Origin of the sequence: Paenibacillus oryzisoli, assembly GCF_001653565.1 — a bacterium.
In the GTDB taxonomy this organism is placed as follows: Bacteria; Bacillota; Bacilli; order Paenibacillales; family NBRC-103111; genus Paenibacillus_E; species Paenibacillus_E oryzisoli.
In genome coordinates, this window is the sequence record NZ_LYPB01000077.1 from 1 (window position 1) to 15,688 (window position 15,688).

The 15,688-nt window shown below is 40.9% G+C and carries 16 protein-coding genes, 1 pseudogene and 2 riboswitches; of the genes and pseudogenes, 13 read left to right on the top strand and 4 right to left on the bottom strand.

Going from position 1 to position 15,688, the window contains the following annotated elements; genetic code table 11:
- Nucleotides 1-885 (bottom strand): ArsB/NhaD family transporter (locus A8708_RS22825; RefSeq protein ID WP_068667622.1); only part of this gene is annotated, 885 nt, incomplete at its 3' end.
- Nucleotides 886-1,275: 390 nt separating this feature from the next.
- Nucleotides 1,276-1,414: riboswitch (cyclic di-AMP (ydaO/yuaA leader) on the top strand.
- Nucleotides 1,415-1,682: 268 nt separating this feature from the next.
- Here A8708_RS22825 and A8708_RS34980 point away from each other — a divergent pair.
- Together A8708_RS34980 and A8708_RS35590 are read left to right on the top strand one after the other, a co-directional pair.
- Nucleotides 1,683-2,148: pseudogene (locus A8708_RS34980) on the top strand (hypothetical protein); the annotation flags it as partial.
- A 30-nt stretch (nt 2,149-2,178) separates the two neighbouring features.
- On the top strand, nt 2,179-2,340 hold the full coding sequence (locus A8708_RS35590) for a hypothetical protein (protein WP_204787615.1): 162 nt from the start codon (nt 2,179-2,181) through the stop codon (nt 2,338-2,340).
- A gap of 94 nt (nt 2,341-2,434) precedes the next feature.
- Here the strand turns inward: A8708_RS35590 and A8708_RS22830 are convergent, their stop codons facing one another.
- Together A8708_RS22830 and A8708_RS35595 are read right to left on the bottom strand one after the other, a co-directional pair.
- Nucleotides 2,435-2,761, bottom strand: coding sequence for a hypothetical protein (locus tag A8708_RS22830; protein WP_068667623.1), 327 nt, complete (start codon nt 2,759-2,761; stop codon nt 2,435-2,437).
- Nucleotides 2,762-2,785: 24 nt separating this feature from the next.
- Nucleotides 2,786-3,103: a TrkA C-terminal domain-containing protein gene (locus tag A8708_RS35595; RefSeq protein WP_167355915.1), complete on the bottom strand. Its 318-nt coding sequence runs from the start codon at nt 3,101-3,103 to the stop codon at nt 2,786-2,788.
- A 342-nt stretch (nt 3,104-3,445) separates the two neighbouring features.
- Here A8708_RS35595 and ehuB point away from each other — a divergent pair, with 342 nt between their 5' ends.
- From ehuB to A8708_RS22885, 11 genes are all read left to right on the top strand, one after another.
- Nucleotides 3,446-4,348 (top strand): ectoine/hydroxyectoine ABC transporter substrate-binding protein EhuB, encoded by a 903-nt coding sequence (gene ehuB, locus A8708_RS22835; protein WP_068667624.1) that lies wholly within the window; start codon nt 3,446-3,448, stop codon nt 4,346-4,348.
- A 4-nt stretch (nt 4,349-4,352) separates the two neighbouring features.
- Nucleotides 4,353-5,015, top strand: a complete 663-nt coding sequence (gene ehuC, locus A8708_RS22840; protein ID WP_068667625.1) for an ectoine/hydroxyectoine ABC transporter permease subunit EhuC — start codon at nt 4,353-4,355, stop codon at nt 5,013-5,015.
- 1 nt (nt 5,016) lies between these two features.
- Nucleotides 5,017-5,670: an ectoine/hydroxyectoine ABC transporter permease subunit EhuD gene (gene ehuD, locus A8708_RS22845; RefSeq protein ID WP_068667626.1), complete on the top strand. Its 654-nt coding sequence runs from the start codon at nt 5,017-5,019 to the stop codon at nt 5,668-5,670.
- Nucleotides 5,671-5,682: 12 nt separating this feature from the next.
- Nucleotides 5,683-6,561, top strand: a complete 879-nt coding sequence (gene ehuA, locus A8708_RS22850) for an ectoine/hydroxyectoine ABC transporter ATP-binding protein EhuA (RefSeq protein WP_068667627.1) — start codon at nt 5,683-5,685, stop codon at nt 6,559-6,561.
- 15 nt (nt 6,562-6,576) lie between these two features.
- A complete protein-coding gene (gene ectA / locus A8708_RS22855) occupies nt 6,577-7,101 on the top strand; it encodes a diaminobutyrate acetyltransferase (protein WP_239696810.1) in 525 nt (174 codons plus the stop codon).
- Nucleotides 7,098-8,402: a diaminobutyrate--2-oxoglutarate transaminase gene (ectB, locus tag A8708_RS22860; protein WP_068667628.1), complete on the top strand. Its 1,305-nt coding sequence runs from the start codon at nt 7,098-7,100 to the stop codon at nt 8,400-8,402. The genes ectA and ectB overlap by 4 nt, the downstream gene beginning before the upstream one ends.
- Nucleotides 8,403-8,414: 12 nt before the next feature.
- A complete protein-coding gene (locus tag A8708_RS22865) occupies nt 8,415-8,801 on the top strand; it encodes an ectoine synthase (RefSeq protein ID WP_068667629.1) in 387 nt (128 codons plus the stop codon).
- 18 nt (nt 8,802-8,819) lie between these two features.
- Nucleotides 8,820-9,731, top strand: coding sequence for an ectoine hydroxylase (gene thpD / locus A8708_RS22870; RefSeq protein WP_275667927.1), 912 nt, complete (start codon nt 8,820-8,822; stop codon nt 9,729-9,731).
- Between the two features lie 62 nt (nt 9,732-9,793).
- A complete protein-coding gene (locus tag A8708_RS22875) occupies nt 9,794-10,309 on the top strand; it encodes a DUF2179 domain-containing protein (RefSeq protein ID WP_068667630.1) in 516 nt (171 codons plus the stop codon).
- A gap of 5 nt (nt 10,310-10,314) precedes the next feature.
- A riboswitch (cyclic di-AMP (ydaO/yuaA leader) is annotated at nt 10,315-10,475 on the top strand.
- Between the two features lie 66 nt (nt 10,476-10,541).
- Entirely contained in the window at nt 10,542-10,958 is a 417-nt protein-coding gene (locus tag A8708_RS22880) for a hypothetical protein (protein ID WP_068667631.1), read from the top strand.
- A gap of 209 nt (nt 10,959-11,167) precedes the next feature.
- The gene (locus A8708_RS22885) at nt 11,168-12,697 is read left to right on the top strand and encodes a glycine betaine uptake BCCT transporter (protein WP_068667632.1); all 1,530 of its coding nucleotides are present in this window, start codon (nt 11,168-11,170) and stop codon (nt 12,695-12,697) included.
- A 322-nt stretch (nt 12,698-13,019) separates the two neighbouring features.
- On the opposite strand, the gene A8708_RS22890 is transcribed toward A8708_RS22885, so the two are convergent.
- Entirely contained in the window at nt 13,020-15,299 is a 2,280-nt protein-coding gene (locus A8708_RS22890; protein ID WP_068667633.1) for a helix-turn-helix transcriptional regulator, read from the bottom strand.
- Between the last annotated feature and the right edge of the window lie 389 nt (nt 15,300-15,688).

A 15,688-nucleotide genomic window follows, 5' to 3' on the forward strand; every position in this document is an offset into this window, starting at 1 on the left:
CACTAAACCTGAAACTAAGACGAACAGTCCAACAAAGAAAAAAATCGTAGTCCATTCAACTTTGGTAAAAGCTTCTTCCATCGAGTGTTCCCCAGTTAAGAGTAGTAACAGGAAAGCCCCAGCTAAGGCTACAGTCGCTGATTCAAGGTGTAGCATTTGGTGGAGAAAGAAACCAATAATTGTAAGACCCAAGATGGAAAGACTTTTGACCAGTAGTTTTCGGTCTGCGATCACCTCTTTTTCGTCAATTTGCATAATACTCATCTTTAACTCAGGTGTCGTCTGTATGTGCTTGCGGAATATGAATACGAAGATCGGAATTGTGACAGCCATAATGACCGCGACAATTGGAGCAAGATTGTTGATAAAGGCCATAAAGGTCAATTCCTTAACAGCACTTCCGATCATGATGTTAGGTGGGTCCCCAATTAACGTTGCAGTGCCACCGATATTTGATGCAAGAATTTGAGTAATTAAGAAAGGGACGGGATTAACGCGCAATTGCCGTGTGATACTGAAAGTAACAGGGACCATGAGAAGCACGGTTGTAACGTTATCAAGAAATGCTGATCCAATTGCCGTTATAAGGACGAGCGAAACTAAAATCCTGACAGGATCACCTTTTGCTTTCTTTGCTGCAACTAGCGCAATATACTTAAATAATCCAGTTTCAGCAGTGATGCTTACAATGATCATCATACCAATTAAGAGTCCAAGTGTATTGAAATCAATGTGATGTAGAGCTGACTCTTGATCAACTATACCAAGTGCAACCATCAAGACGCCACCGATCATTGCAACAATGGTGCGATGAATTTTTTCAGAAATGATCATGCCATAAGTAAGAAGAAAGATTCCAATTGCCAAGATTGCTTGCTGTTCCATAATGCCTCCTAAATGTTCATGTTTTTGTTAGTATTATTCCCTAAATAACAAGTGCTTAGAGAGCAAATTCCAAAAAAATGTATGCTTACAAAAAGAAATCAACTACTCATTGTATAAAAAAGAGTCCTATCAAGGACTCCAAGTGTCGAAAAAAGAACAAAAGGAGCCCTTGGTGACAGGCTCCTCCATAGCGCAATAATATATTGTTAGTTTGTAAATATGAATAAGTTACTGATCGTATACCGTGTATGCCTTAAATTTAAACTGCTTTCGAATATATGTCAATACGAAAATAAATGTAATTGGGGTTGTAATACTTGGCCATATAGGTATTTGTCGATATCATTTGTATTACTGAATTGGTTTGACGGATGAATAAGCATTGTGTAAGATAGACCTACGCTTAATTTCCAGCTTTTACGTAAGCTCGGAAAGCGGGGGAACCAATTTTTTGGGGCGAATCTTTGAAGTAGGGAACCATCTTTCCCGAGCCCGGCAGCTAACCTCGTCAGCAGTGGATGGGTCAAGTTTTTTTATGATGCAAATAATTGCATTTTGACCCGTATTGACGGGTTTTTATATGTATTAAGACCCGTTACAGCAATGGGACTCGTAGATTTCCTGCGATTTCTTTGCAATACGGGTCTTTTTGTTTGCTTATAGCTACCCATCCATAATTTATGATAAAAGGAGGCATATAAACGGTCTGAGCAGTTTAATTTGGATATTCCTGAAGCGGAACGGAGAAAGTTGAAAGCAATCACGGAGAAGTTTGTGTTTCGAGTTAATGATACACACTTCTGACGGGTGGAGATAGTTTAATTCTATCGACGAGTCGCCTAAGAAAAATTATTGAAGAACTGCGTAAGATCGAGCATGTGAAGATTATTCGTTTGGGCTCCAAAATACCCGTCTTTAATCCGATGCGGATTTCTGAGGATAAAGAATTACTCGAGCTGATTCGAAGCTACTCGACTGCTGAGCAAATCCCAAACATCTGGTCTTGGTAAGCGAGTAAGATTGTCAATGAGTCATACCTCTGGCAAAATTGAAATTCTAGCGATTGAAAATGGTAAGGCTTACTTGAAGTATCATCAATCAAGGGATAACCAGTATGGCAAATTTATGGTGCTAGATTGACCTAGTGAAGCAGCTTGGTTTGATGATTTGCCAGGAAGTGAAAAGCTTTGGGAAAAACCGCAGAAAATTGTGCATGACGTAATTTCTGTTAATGAACTTCCGGAATTGCCTCAAGCCACTTAACTTAGAGGGGAGAGCAGTTTCATTATGATAATGAAAACAAGCGATGGTAAGGTCATTGAAATACTTTTTAAAGATGAGAATGGCTTTTGTACATGTGATGATGGTTGGAAAAGGCCAATAAATGAGCTAACAATACCAACTAGATTGGAAGTTAATACGAAGCGTAAGAAATCTAAGAAGCGAGAAAAGTAATTATACTATTGATAATAGGGATAAGCCCGCCGAACAAACCCTACTGCAGACAGCAGGATTTGTTCGGCGGGCTATTGGCATTTAACATAAATGCTTATATTTTAGCGATGAGCGCTTCGAAGAGAGCAGAACATAATTCAACGTCTAGAAAGGTTCTACCATCTAACGAAACTTCCCAAGTATTCTCAGAAAAATTCACAGAGAACTTGTCTCCAGTTTGAGATAAACAAGCCATCATTTGACCAAGAGACAGTAAGGGAAGTGACTTCTTTTTTTGTACCCCATTTAAAAAATAAATCATTTCTTCATGGTCACCTGTGGCCATGTATTCGCCTTCTTGCGGCTCCCACAGCTCGCGCAATTTATTTTGTTGTTGCGCATCAAGTTTTTGTAAATGGGTGTAAGAAATACGTTGCTTCAATATGAGTCCTCCTAAATTAGTTGGTTAACTTACAACTGCTCGAAATGCTTCGACTTGCTCTGGCGGGCCACTAACCAATAAACGATCTCCTAACCTTATTCTGTATTTCCAATGTGGTATCAGATATGATTGGCCGAGGTATACACGTAAAATCAACAAATTTTCTAATTTTGGTAACTGACGAAGGTGAGTGGAGCGATAGGGCAGGTGTTGAATAGATACCTCAAATATCGTTCCTTCTTCTTCAGATAGTAACTTCAGGGCACCAAGGCTATCGATAAGAGCTCTTAATACAGTTCGCGCTGCATAGTGGGTGGAGAATACTTCAAATCCTTCATTCACGATTTCACGCTGCCTAAACTTTTCGAAAATATGCCGTAAATGATCTAATTAACATAATTTTAGCGAAAAATCGCCATTTATACAAACAAATATAGAATAATCACGTGATAATGAGCATTATTGCCGTTTTTCTCTCCTTTAACGATATAATTTGAATATTGCGTATAATTGAGCATTTGGAGGGATAAGCGAGTTTTTTCTTGCATATGTCATCTTATTTACGCTTAAGGAGGGACAGAGGGGCTGAGCGACTCTGAGGCAGTCTAACCAAGGGTGTGATACATAAAGGATCATGTTACACTTGTGTAGGGCCCCAAATTAATGGAAAAAAGGAGTTTTTGAATGAATAAGTTGTTTTCGTACGCGCTATGTTTACTGTTCGTGCTGACAGTGGTGGGTTGTACATCCCAAAGTACAAGCAGCCAAACAAATGCAGACGATGAAAAGTCAACGACCCAGGAGAATACACTTGAGAAAGCCAAAAAACAAGGGTTCATTACAGTTGGATTTGCGAATGAAAATCCGTATGCTTATGCAACGCCAGACGGTAAGTTAACGGGAGAGGCCGTAGAAGTGGCACGTGTTATTTTGAAAAATATGGGGATTAATGAGATGAATGGCGTCTTAACCGAATTCGGGTCTTTAATTCCCGGATTGAAGGCGAAACGGTTCGATATCATTACGGCAGGTATGTTTGTTAACCCAGCGCGAAGCAAAGAAGTTGCATTTGCAAATCCAGAGTACAGTATTGGCGAAGCGATTGCTGTTAAACAAGGAAATCCTCACAATTTACATAGCTATAAAGATATCGCTGCTAATAAGGATGTCAAGGTAGCTGTCATGGTAGGCGCTATCGAGAATGAATACTTGGTGAAATCTGGCGTGGCCAAAGATCAAATCGTTACAGTACCAGATCAACCTTCGGCTATTTCTGCTTTACAAGCGGGACGTGTACAGACAGTAACGATGACAGGACCTTCCTTACAAGCATCACTAACCTCAGCCAAAGATAGTAAGATAGAGCGGGTGATGGACTTTACACAACCAGAAATCGATGGAAAAAGCATTAGAGGTTACGGCGCGGCGGCATTTCGTATGGAGGATACAGCATTTAGAGAAGCCTTCAACTCAGAATTGGATAAGTTGAAAAAGTCAGGACAATTACTAGAAATATTGAAGCCATTTGGATTTACAGATCAGGAACTACCCGGTGATATGACGGCCGAACAGCTGTCCAAAGGTTAATCGCATGTTTAGTTCACAGACGTTCTTTTCCTTTTTCCCCTTGTTGGCAAGTGGAGCACTTGTTACGCTTGAAATTACTTTGCTTGCAATTATACTGTCAGCAATTATATCGTTCACTTTCGGTTTAATGCGCTTATCTCGTTTTAGGTTCGTACGTATTTTAGCTACGGTTTATGTTGAAGTTTTTCGGGGCACTTCGTTGTTAATTCAATTGTTTTGGTTGTATTTTGCACTTCCAATGCTCCTGGATATCCAGATTCCAGCCATGACAGCCGCAGTTATTGCACTTGGGTTGAACTATGGGGCTTACGGTTCTGAAGTTGTACGAAGCTCAGTTCTTTCAGTTCCCAAAGGGCAATATGAGGCAGCCATTGCGTTGAACATGAGTCCGTATGGAAGAATGCGTCGTATCCTTCTTCCACAAGCCTTTGTTCGAATGCTCCCCTCCTTCGGCAATTTGCAAATTGAGTTGTTGAAGGGAACTTCATTGGTCTATTTAATTACACTCACAGACCTTACCTATCAAGGTATGATATTGCGAACGTTCGACAGCTCCAAGACGACTGAAATATTCACCAGCATGCTGATCCTGTACTTTATCCTTTCCTATGCGTTAACGTTAATTATTCGTTACATGGAGCGTAGGACAATTAGGGGGCGGTATTAGCATGTGGGATTGGGACTATGCTTGGCATATTTTTCCTCAACTCTTGAAGGTATTACCGATCACGATCGGAGCGACGCTTGTAGGTTTTTTCATTGCCATCGTACTTGGATTGCCGCTAGCACTGGCTCGCCGATCACAAAGTAAGGTACTTGCTGGAACTGCACTAGCGTGGGTGGAGTTTATACGAAGTACACCATTGCTCGTCCAATTGTTTGTCCTGTTTTATGCACTTCCCTTGTACGGTATTTCCTTCTCACCATTTACCACAGGTGTTATTGGGCTAGGTATTCATTATAGTACCTATATGTCCGAAGTGTTTCGCTCTGGTATTGAAGCTGTTCCAAGGGGACAGTGGGAAGCATCTAGGGCACTTAACTTCAGCGTTAAGCATACGTGGGGGAGTATTATATTACCCCAAGCGCTGCCACCCATCATTCCTGTGATGGGAAATTATTTAATTACTATGTTCAAAGAAACACCGATTCTGTCTGCCATCACACTCGTAGAGCTTTTACAGACAGCAAAAGCGATTGGTTCCGGATCATTTCGATATTTGGAAGCATTTACGCTAGTGGGGCTGTTGTTCTTGCTGCTCAGCTATCCCTCATCACTGTTTGTTGGATGGTTAGAGAGATATTACCAAAGAAATAAGTAGAGGGGTATTTACATGGATGCAGTAGAGAAGTCAGTCGGCAACCCTATTGAACGTTTCAATACACCTGCTTCACAAGATGGGAATCCCATTGTAAAATATCGCGGTGTTAGTAAGTCTTATGGAGATATTCAAGTTCTTAAAGACATTAATCTAGATATATTCCCTAGTGAAAAAGTAGCCGTCATTGGACCAAGTGGTTCTGGAAAAACGACATTGGCAAGAATGCTCATGACGTTAGATCGACCAACAACAGGCACCATAGAGGTGGGTGGACAAATGCTTTGGCACCAAGCAATGAAGGGCAAGTTAATCCCGGCAAATGAAAAACACTTGCATCAAATTCGCAGTCATATTGGCATGGTATTTCAGCATTTTAACCTATTTCCTCACATGACCGTACTCGGTAACGTTACCGAAGCCCCTATTCATGTCCTTGGTCTGAAACGGGCGGATGCTGAACAACGAGCCATGGCGATGCTAGAGAAAGTTGGCTTAGCCGATAAGGCGATGGAGTATCCGTCTCGCTTGTCAGGTGGACAAAAACAACGAGTTGCGATAGCAAGAGCTGTTGTTATGCGACCGAAAATTATGCTGTTCGATGAAGCGACATCTGCGCTGGATCCCGAGCTTGTGGGGGAAGTACTTTCCGTCATTAAGGATCTTGCAGCGCAACGGGATATGGCCATGATGCTAATCACGCATGAGATGGATTTCGCGAGGGACATTGCAGATCGCATCCTCTTCACAGATGGCGGATCGATCGTTGAGCAGGGAACGTCGGACCAGATTTTCGGAAATCCACAAAGTCCTAGATTGCAATCATTTCTAAGTCGGTTTCGACAAACCTGGTATATGGGCGGTGTAGGGCAGGTATCGACATCTATCCAATAAGAAGGAGGATTCCTCTTGACTCTTTTAGATACGAATAACTGTGTAATTAGAAAAGCAACTGTACAGGATGGCAGGTATATGTGGCAGCGAGTTAAGGATAGTCAGAAGCTTGATGTGAATTCAACTTACTGCTACATCATGTTGAGTGAGTATTTTACTGATACTTGTTTAGTAGCGGAAATTGATAAGGAAATTGTTGGATTCGTGACCTCGCTAATTCGCCCATCCAATCCTGAGGTACTCTTTGTTTGGCAAATTGCTGTTTCAACAGAATATCAAGGAAAGGGAATCGCGTATTCTCTTTTACGTGATTTAATAACAGGAGCTTCATGCACCCAAGTACGGTATATAGAAACAACAATTTCACCTAACAATGCAGCATCAAATCGTTTATTTCGTAAATTTGCGGTGGAAATAGACGCACCTCTCTTGGAAAGCGAAGGTTTCTCTTCGCACCTATTTCCAGGAGATATACACGAGGATGAACGATTGATACAAATTGGACCTATAAATCATAAATTTGGAGGAATTAACTCATGAAAGTATTAGATCCGAGTAAACCATCCCTACATATTTTTGACATGCTGGAGTCTGAGGTTCGCAGCTACTGCCGTTCTTTTCCAACTATTTTTACAAAAGCGAAAGGGTATAAGTTGTGGGATCAAACAGGTGAAGAATATATTGACTTCTTTGCTGGCGCTGGAGCATTAAATTACGGACATAACAACGCATATTTAAAGGAAAAGCTGATTCAGTATATTCAAGGGGATGGCGTTACGCATAGTTTAGACATGGCAACAGAAGCGAAGGAACAGTTCCTTAAACGTTTTCAAAGAATTATTCTGGAGCCTAGGCGGCTTTCGTACAAAATTCAGTTTCCTGGACCAACGGGTGCTAATTCTGTAGAAAGCGCATTAAAGCTTGCCCGTAAGGTGACGGGGAGATCAACGGTTATTGGTTTCACGAATGCCTTCCATGGGATGACACTCGGCGCTTTATCCGTAACAGGAAATAAATTCAAACGAAGAGGTGCAGGTGTTCCCTTACATCATACGGTATCTATGCCATATGACGGGTATATGGGTGATGGCGTCGATACAATTGAATACATGAAAAATTATATTCAAGATACGGGAAGCGGTGTATCGTTGCCGGCAGCGATCATCGTGGAAACGATTCAAGGTGAAGGCGGAATCAACGAAGCGAGCATTTCATGGTTGCGCAGTCTTGAGACGTTATGTAAAGAACAAGGTATTCTACTCATCGTCGATGATGTACAGATGGGTTGTGGAAGAACAGGAACTTTCTTCAGCTTCGAAGAGGCAGGAATTAAACCAGATATTATCTGTCTGTCTAAGTCTATCGGTGGCTATGGATTGCCGATGGCTTTGACACTGATTAAACCTGAACTGGATATTTGGGAGCCTGGTGAACATAATGGCACCTTCCGGGGCAACAATTTGGCCTTCATTACAGCCTCGGAAGCACTTCGGTATTGGGAGAATGAGCAATTCTCGACGAGAATAATGGAAAAAGGTAAGCTGCTGAATATTCGTCTGCAAGAAATGGTAGCCTCTTACCCACAATTAATAGGGAAGGTCAGAGGAAGAGGACTTATGCAAGGTATTGTCTTTGAAATTAGTGGCCTAGCAGAGAGAATATGCGAACGTGCCTTCTCGAAGGGACTGATCATGGAAACCTCAGGAACCGACAGTGAAGTTGCCAAAATTATGCCGCCGTTAATCATTGATGAAGCAGGCTTAGTCCAAGGATTGGACATTTTACGAGAAAGTATGGAAGAAATTGCTGCAGAATTAAAGTTGACAAGTAAACAGGCATAGGAGGAGGAGACTATGATTGTAAGACAATTAGCAGAAAGAGTTGGCACTGAATTCCATGTAGATACAGATACTTGGTATAGTACACGATTGCTTGTGAAAAGTGACCAGGTCGGCTTCTCTTTGCACGATACGACGATTAAAGCCGGTACCGAAACAGAGATATGGTACAAACACCATGTTGAAGCCGTTTACTGTATTCAAGGAGAAGGTGAGATTGAAGTACTCGAAAGCGAAGAGGTTTATCCTATTTCCGCAGGAACCCTCTATGTGTTAAACGGTCACGAGAAACATCTGCTGCGCGGTAGAACGGATATGCGTATGATTTGTGTGTTTAATCCGCCTACAACAGGTCGAGAAGTTCATGATGCTGAGGGGACATACCCATTAGACCTAATCTAATAAGGAGAGTGGCAATCCATGTTGACATCTAAAGGGCAAATTACGGTAAATCGATCGAGCATGCAAGACAGTTATCCATCCAGAATCTATCAGGAACCAAAGCTGCTAGAGCGGCAGGATCCCGTGGTTTATAACCCTACAATTAATCAGACAGAAATTAGTAAGGAGCAGCTTACATTTTACGAGGAAAATGGTTATTTGTTCTTGAAATCTTTTTTTACCGAGGAGCATGTTCAATTTTGGAAACAAGAGTTAACAAGACTTTGGGAGCAAAGTAAAGAAGTGCAGAAACCAGAAGTGATCAGAGAACCAGGGAATGATGAAATTAGATCTATATTCGCTGTGCATCGTGATGATGAAGTGTTCAAACAAATGGCTTCGGATCAACGTTTACAAGGCATCGTTAATCAAATTCTTGGCAGTCAAACCTATATTCATCAATCCAGAATTAATTTTAAACAAGGATTTACAGGTAAAGAATTTTATTGGCATTCGGATTTTGAAACCTGGCATGTAGAAGATGGGATGCCGAGAATGCGAGCGCTTAGCTGTTCCATTGCGTTAGAAGATAATCATGCCAACAACGGTCCCCTTATGGTTATACCAGGCTCACATCGTACGTTTGTTTCCTGCGTAGGGGAAACGCCGGATGAGAATTATAAATCCTCACTTCGCCGTCAAGAATATGGTGTTCCTGACCAAGAGAGTCTAAAACAGCTTGCCAAACAAGGAGGTATTGTTGCTCCTACTGGGAAAGCTGGCTCTATCCTCCTATTCGACTGTAATTTGATGCACGGTTCAAATAGTAATATTACCCCTGACCCACGCAGCAATGTTTTCATTGTATACAATAGTGTGCTGAATAAACTCAATGCGCCTTACTCAGGTAAGGGACCTAGACCCAATTTTATCGCTGAACGCTTATCATGACATGATGTTTAAGGACCTTCCTAGTGGATGGTCCTCATCGGTAACCAAAGAGGTGAAGCGGTGTGTTATCCCTATTAAGCAGCATTCTAGCGATTCAAATCGTCTACGTTTCTTGTTTCACACTCCGTATGATCCTGACATTAAAAGGGGAGAAATATACAGCAGCTGCGATTAGCATGTTAGAAATTCTTATCTATGTAATGGGACTTAATTTGGTTCTCAAATATGTTAATCAACCGGCTTGTCTAGTTGTTTATGCCGTTGGCTATGGTTTAGGTGTGTTAGTGGGTTCATGGATTGAGGAGAAACTTGCTCTTGGATATGTTACGATTAAAGTCATCACAAATGAATTGCAGAGTGATATGGCGTATCACCTTCGTAGAGAAGGATTTGGTGTTACTTCTTGGCTTGGATGGGGACGAGATGGAGAAAGATTGGTTTTGGAAGTATTGGCTCGGAGAAAAAATGAAAAGTATTTGTATGCCTGTATTCGCAACGTAGATTCGAAAGCGTTCATTATTACGCTGGAACCCAAGAGCTTGCATGGTGGGTTTTGGTTGAAAATGATTAGGAAATAAGCAGGCATGGGTAAACGCTGAGTCTTGCACGAGGCAAGAGCGGGGGAACCAAGTAAGCAGGTGTATGGCAGCATGCACAGTTGGGGTGAATCTCAGATGTATTGAGTAGGGCTATTCTCAGGTCCGAATCCGACAGCTAACTTCGTAAGCGTAATTGTGTAGAGGTAACGAGGATTGGCTGGACTGGCAATTAAAGGCTAATTCTCTTGCATCTAAAAGGGGGAAATGTGTATTGAAAAACAAGGAACAGTTCAATTCATCTGAGTATGTATTAGTCAATGCTCCTAACCGAGCGGGAAAAGATTTCATTCATTTATTGCGTTCAAAAGGAATTCAATATTATGCTCTCACGAATAATAAGTATGGAAAGAAAAAGTTGGAAGCTATGGGTGTGGATTCAATTATCATGGTTGACACAGAAAATGCTGCAACTTGGGTGCTTCCCGACATCAAAATTAGTAAAGTTTATTTATTCGAAATCAGTTTTAATCTTTGTAGCAGGTATATTCAAATCTGTAAAGAGTGGGGCTCTGAGTCGATACATGTAGTAACAAAAAGGGACAAGTCAAGGAGTGCATATAGAAGCCTGGGTGCTAACCAATTTACGTACATAAACACGAATAATGAGGTAGCATCTCTTTTGCTTTAAAGAAGGCGTTGTTTATTTCTAAGTTGTTTACTAGAGATATATAATAGAGAGTAAAAAAAGTAAGAGCCCCTCAAACCATAGCTATTATGACAATAGCTGTGTTTGAGGGGCTCTATTTTGTTTTGGATCATATGAAAAGGGATTTTATGCATTATATTTCCTGATAAGGTAAATATTATTATAAAATAGGATATAGGGATGGTATAAATATGGTTTTGTATGTTTCAATTGTTATTATTTTGGCTTTTGTTTTATGGGGAGCTCTTGCCCCGAATAAACTGGCTAATACCGCGACGTCACTCTTCGATTTTTCGATTAATAATTTTGGATGGTTTTTCTTAATTTCAACCTTTAGTATCTTAGTCTTTGCTTTCTATCTTGCGTTTAGTAAGTACGGAAGGATTAAACTCGGAAAAGATGAAGATGAACCTGAATATTCAACAGCATCTTGGTTCGCTATGTTGTTTAGTGCCGGAATGGGGATTGGGCTTGTTTTTTGGGGGGTGTCTGAGCCATTATCCCATTTTTTATCACCACCCGAAGGAGCTTCGGAAGCATCCATAGAAGCGGCACGACTAGCCATGCGTTATTCCTTTTTCCATTGGGGAGTTCATCCATGGGCAATCTATACCATCATTTCGCTTGCCTTAGCTTACTTTCAATTCCGGAAAGGTAAGAGAGGGCTAATTAGCGCCGTCTTTTCTCCCATTCTTGGCAAGATATCAGAGGGATGGGTTGGAGGTGTAATAGATACCCTTGCCATCATTGCTACTGTATTTGGGGTTGCTACTTCGCTTGGTTTAGGTGCACTTCAGATTAATGGCGGATTAAATCATATGTTCGGTTTTTCAATAAGTCCATTTGTTCAAGTGGTCATTATTGCGGTGGTTACGGTTTTATTCTTGCTCTCGGCCACGACAGGATTGGACAAAGGGATCCAAATATTGAGCAATACTAATTTAATTATAGCTGTCTTGCTAATGACTTTCGTATTTGTAGTTGGCCCAACCTCCTTCATTCTAGATTTATTTACTTCTACGCTGGGGGGATACTTGCAAAATATTGTCTACATGAGCCTACGAATGACTCCATTTACACAGGGGACCTGGGTCGGTGTCTGGACGTTATTTTATTGGGCATGGTGGATAGCCTGGGGTCCTTTTGTCGGTACTTTTATAGCACGTGTTTCCAAAGGCAGAACAATCAAGGAGTTTGTATTAGGTGTTCTCTTAATACCAAGTTTATTTAGCTTCGTTTGGTTTTCTGTATTCGGAGGTACAGGGTTGCACTTAGAATTGTTTGATCATTATCCGATTGCTGCAGCGGCTGAAAAGGATGTTACATCTGCTTTGTTTTTAACATTAGAGCAGTTGCCTATGGGGGGGATAATTGCCTTTATTGCCACCTTATTGATTATTACGTTTTTTGTAACATCTGCTGACTCAGCCACTTTTGTTTTGGGCATGCTCTCGACCAAAGGAGATCCAAACCCGTCGAATAAAGTGAAAATTGTGTGGGGAGTTCTTCAGTCATCTATTGCTATTGTTCTTCTAATTAGCGGTGGCTTAAGCGGTTTACAAACAGCATCCATTGTAGCAGCCCTTCCATTTGCGATTATCATTATCGGGATGTGTGTTTCCTTAATCGTTTCCCTAAGGCAGGAGGAAAGGACACTGAGAAGTAGAGAACAGAAACGAATGAAGAAAATTGACGAACTATTAATGGAAAGTGATTCATAAAATGGAAATTGTTCCTTCTTTCGGATTGAATGTTAAAATGAATTTCCGCCAATCTCTCCGTATATTTTTCTTCGCCAATAAAAGAGGAATGGAATGCCTAATAAGCATGATAGTCGCGTGCCATGTGTTCATTTCGAAAAGAAGCGATAAACGCGTAGATAAAACGACAAAACCATTTACATGTATCAGCATTATCTTTTGCAGATGTCGCTGAGATCCTGCATTTGCGTTAGAAGCGGCTAGGATACTGGTTATGTTTTTACAGCAAAGATTCAAATTGAAGGTAACATAGTACACACAAAAAGGCAAAACCATCGCCAATTTATGGCGATGATTTTGTCTTTTGAGCATCCCCTTTACGAAACTCGCCGGGTGGTATGCCTGTTACTTTCTTGAACATGCGGATAAATGAATTCACATTATGATACCCGACTCGTTCGGAAATTTCTTGGATTTTCAATGGGGTCTTTTCGAGCATTTCCTTGGCTCTGTCCATACGATAATTGTTGATGTAATCACTGAAATTAATACCGTTCTTCTCTTTGAAATAGGTAGATAAGTAGGCGCCTGTAATATTCAGTTTCTCCGCCATCAGCTCGAGTGAAATATCCTCCCCATAGTGAGACTCCACATATTCAGTGACAAAGTCGGTGAAGTAATCGGATTGCGATTTTTTGTGTTTGTTCCGCTCGGAGGCTGCAGTCAGCAGTTTCTCAAACAAGAGCTGAAATTGTTCCACGGTATAGCATTCACTGAGTTGTTCAGATACAGGCTGCTCTCCAAGCAGCTGATCTGTTTCAATGCCCGAAGACTGGAGTAGCTTGGTTACACGAGCTGCAATGTCCTTTGCGAATTCAGTGAATTGGAAGGCGGTTGCTCGTTTCTTGTGCATTTGGATAAATATACGGTTTACGATAGTGATGACAGCAGCGCTGTTGCCGGCAGTTAGATTAGCCGTAAATTCTTGTTCTTCGGCAACACTCAGTGCGAAACTGTTAGGTGCAGGTTCATCTTCAGTTACAATGAGTGTCTCATTAGCAAGTCTTCGCTGGGAAGCACGCGCTATAACTTGTTCATAAGCTTCTGCTAAATCAACCGATTCATGCTGTAGGGGACTTGTAGCAATTGTAATTAAGCAGTAGGCCAAGTCCAGGTCAAAAACCTGTTTCAGACTATGTAAGCTTGCGTCCAGATCAAACGATCTACCGGGCTCGATAAAGAGAAGGGACAGGATTTGATCTTTTTCTATTTGAAAAGTGAGTGATTCCTCTAGGGACCTCGTGAAATGATAATGGATGTATTCCCGAATATAATACATGGCCTTATTCTTTTCCATGTCGGACTGTTCATGAAAGGCTTGCTTCATTTGCATCTGGAACAGAACTAGTTGGTAAGGTTTATCACTGCGCATGGGGATCTTTACCTGTTGCCCGCCGCCATGAATCATCTTCAGTTTGTTCATGTACATGTAGTGTTGAAGAACTGAGTTCTTGCTCGTCAAATCGTCATGAATGTCTCGGTTCATGCGTTGTAAATCGTTCAACTTATCACTAATGAGATCAAATTCCTTAATCTGACTGCGTGGCGAGGTGGGGCCGTTTATCTGGCTGATCGACTCAATGATTCTTGCGATGGGATGATTCAATTTAATCGTAAAGAATATCGAAGCTGCAATGCCAATCACAACGGACACAACAAGCAACCCGATTAATATCCAGTTCAGCTTCACAATTTGTGAGGCAATTCGCTCTAATGGAATCGTATGTATATATGTATAGCCTGTTTCGGATCCTTTCTGATAAAAGACATAACTCTGATCCATTTGACGGTATCCTTGTTGGTCCGTCATTTGATCTAGCGGTAGAACAGTCTTTGTGATATCTCCACTAGAAGAAAAAATCGGGTGCTGATCTTCGTCTAAGATGAGGAAGTGGCTGCTACCTGGAGGTTTAAGCGCTTCATACATTTTACTGCTATTGAGTAATGCGATAATGCCGAAGTTTTGATTATAAATATTCTTAATCAGAATGGGCATGAAATCGCCCTTTAGAATGGGCTTCTCAGGGCCTTTTTCAATAAAATTCGCGTTTGGATATGTTTTGAAACTGGTTGGTTTCTCAAGTTGTTCCTTCCAAAAGGCCAAACTATAAGATTCATTATAATAAAATTTGGAGAACATGATGTCAGCCGTGCTTGTGCCTTCTTTTTCAATGACATAGGAACTGTCCTTGAAGAAATAGATAATGTTGTGCAGATAGAGAAATGGGGATGTTAATGTCGACTGTAATTCTTTGCGAATTTGTGCTATCAATTCATAGTTCAACTTCGGTGATGTGCTCTTCATGATTTCGGTTTTCTCGTTGAAATAAAGACTGAAGCCCAAATTTTTAATGAGAACAAGTTGTTTCTCGTAATTATTAACAGCTGAGTTTAAGTTCAATTGGTTATTGTTAATAATTTCATTCTGGATGTTCGTCCGGAAGAATGTATAAGAGAGAAAGTTGAATGAGACTAATAATAGGATAATGATGGCAAAGCTTGTCAGCAATTTGAAAAATAATGAGTTACTTTTATTTTTCCATACGTGCGCAAATTGTGGCAATTCGGCTCCCCCTCACTGCGTCTGTTCGTTGTAGAGAAATAAATTATAACATCTGAATTTGCAATTGCCTATGGAATAGAACGGTCTTAGGCAGCTTAAGGAATATGCATTTTTATAACTGATTAACACAATTATGGATTTACATAAAAGTGTTGGACTACGTAATTAGTATCCATAACTTTTGATGTCAGAAAAAGATTGCATGAGGGGAAATGATCCAGGGCGTTGCAAGTTGGACATGGTGCATTTGGTTGGCGTAGGCAAGAATCACCGGCGGAAATAATTAAAATGGCCGTTAGTGGAGTTAGTCTTCAATTAAATTAAGCGTATGTGAAAGACGCTGAAACCTCTATTATCGCAAAAAGAAGACTCCGGTATCGATCCGGAAT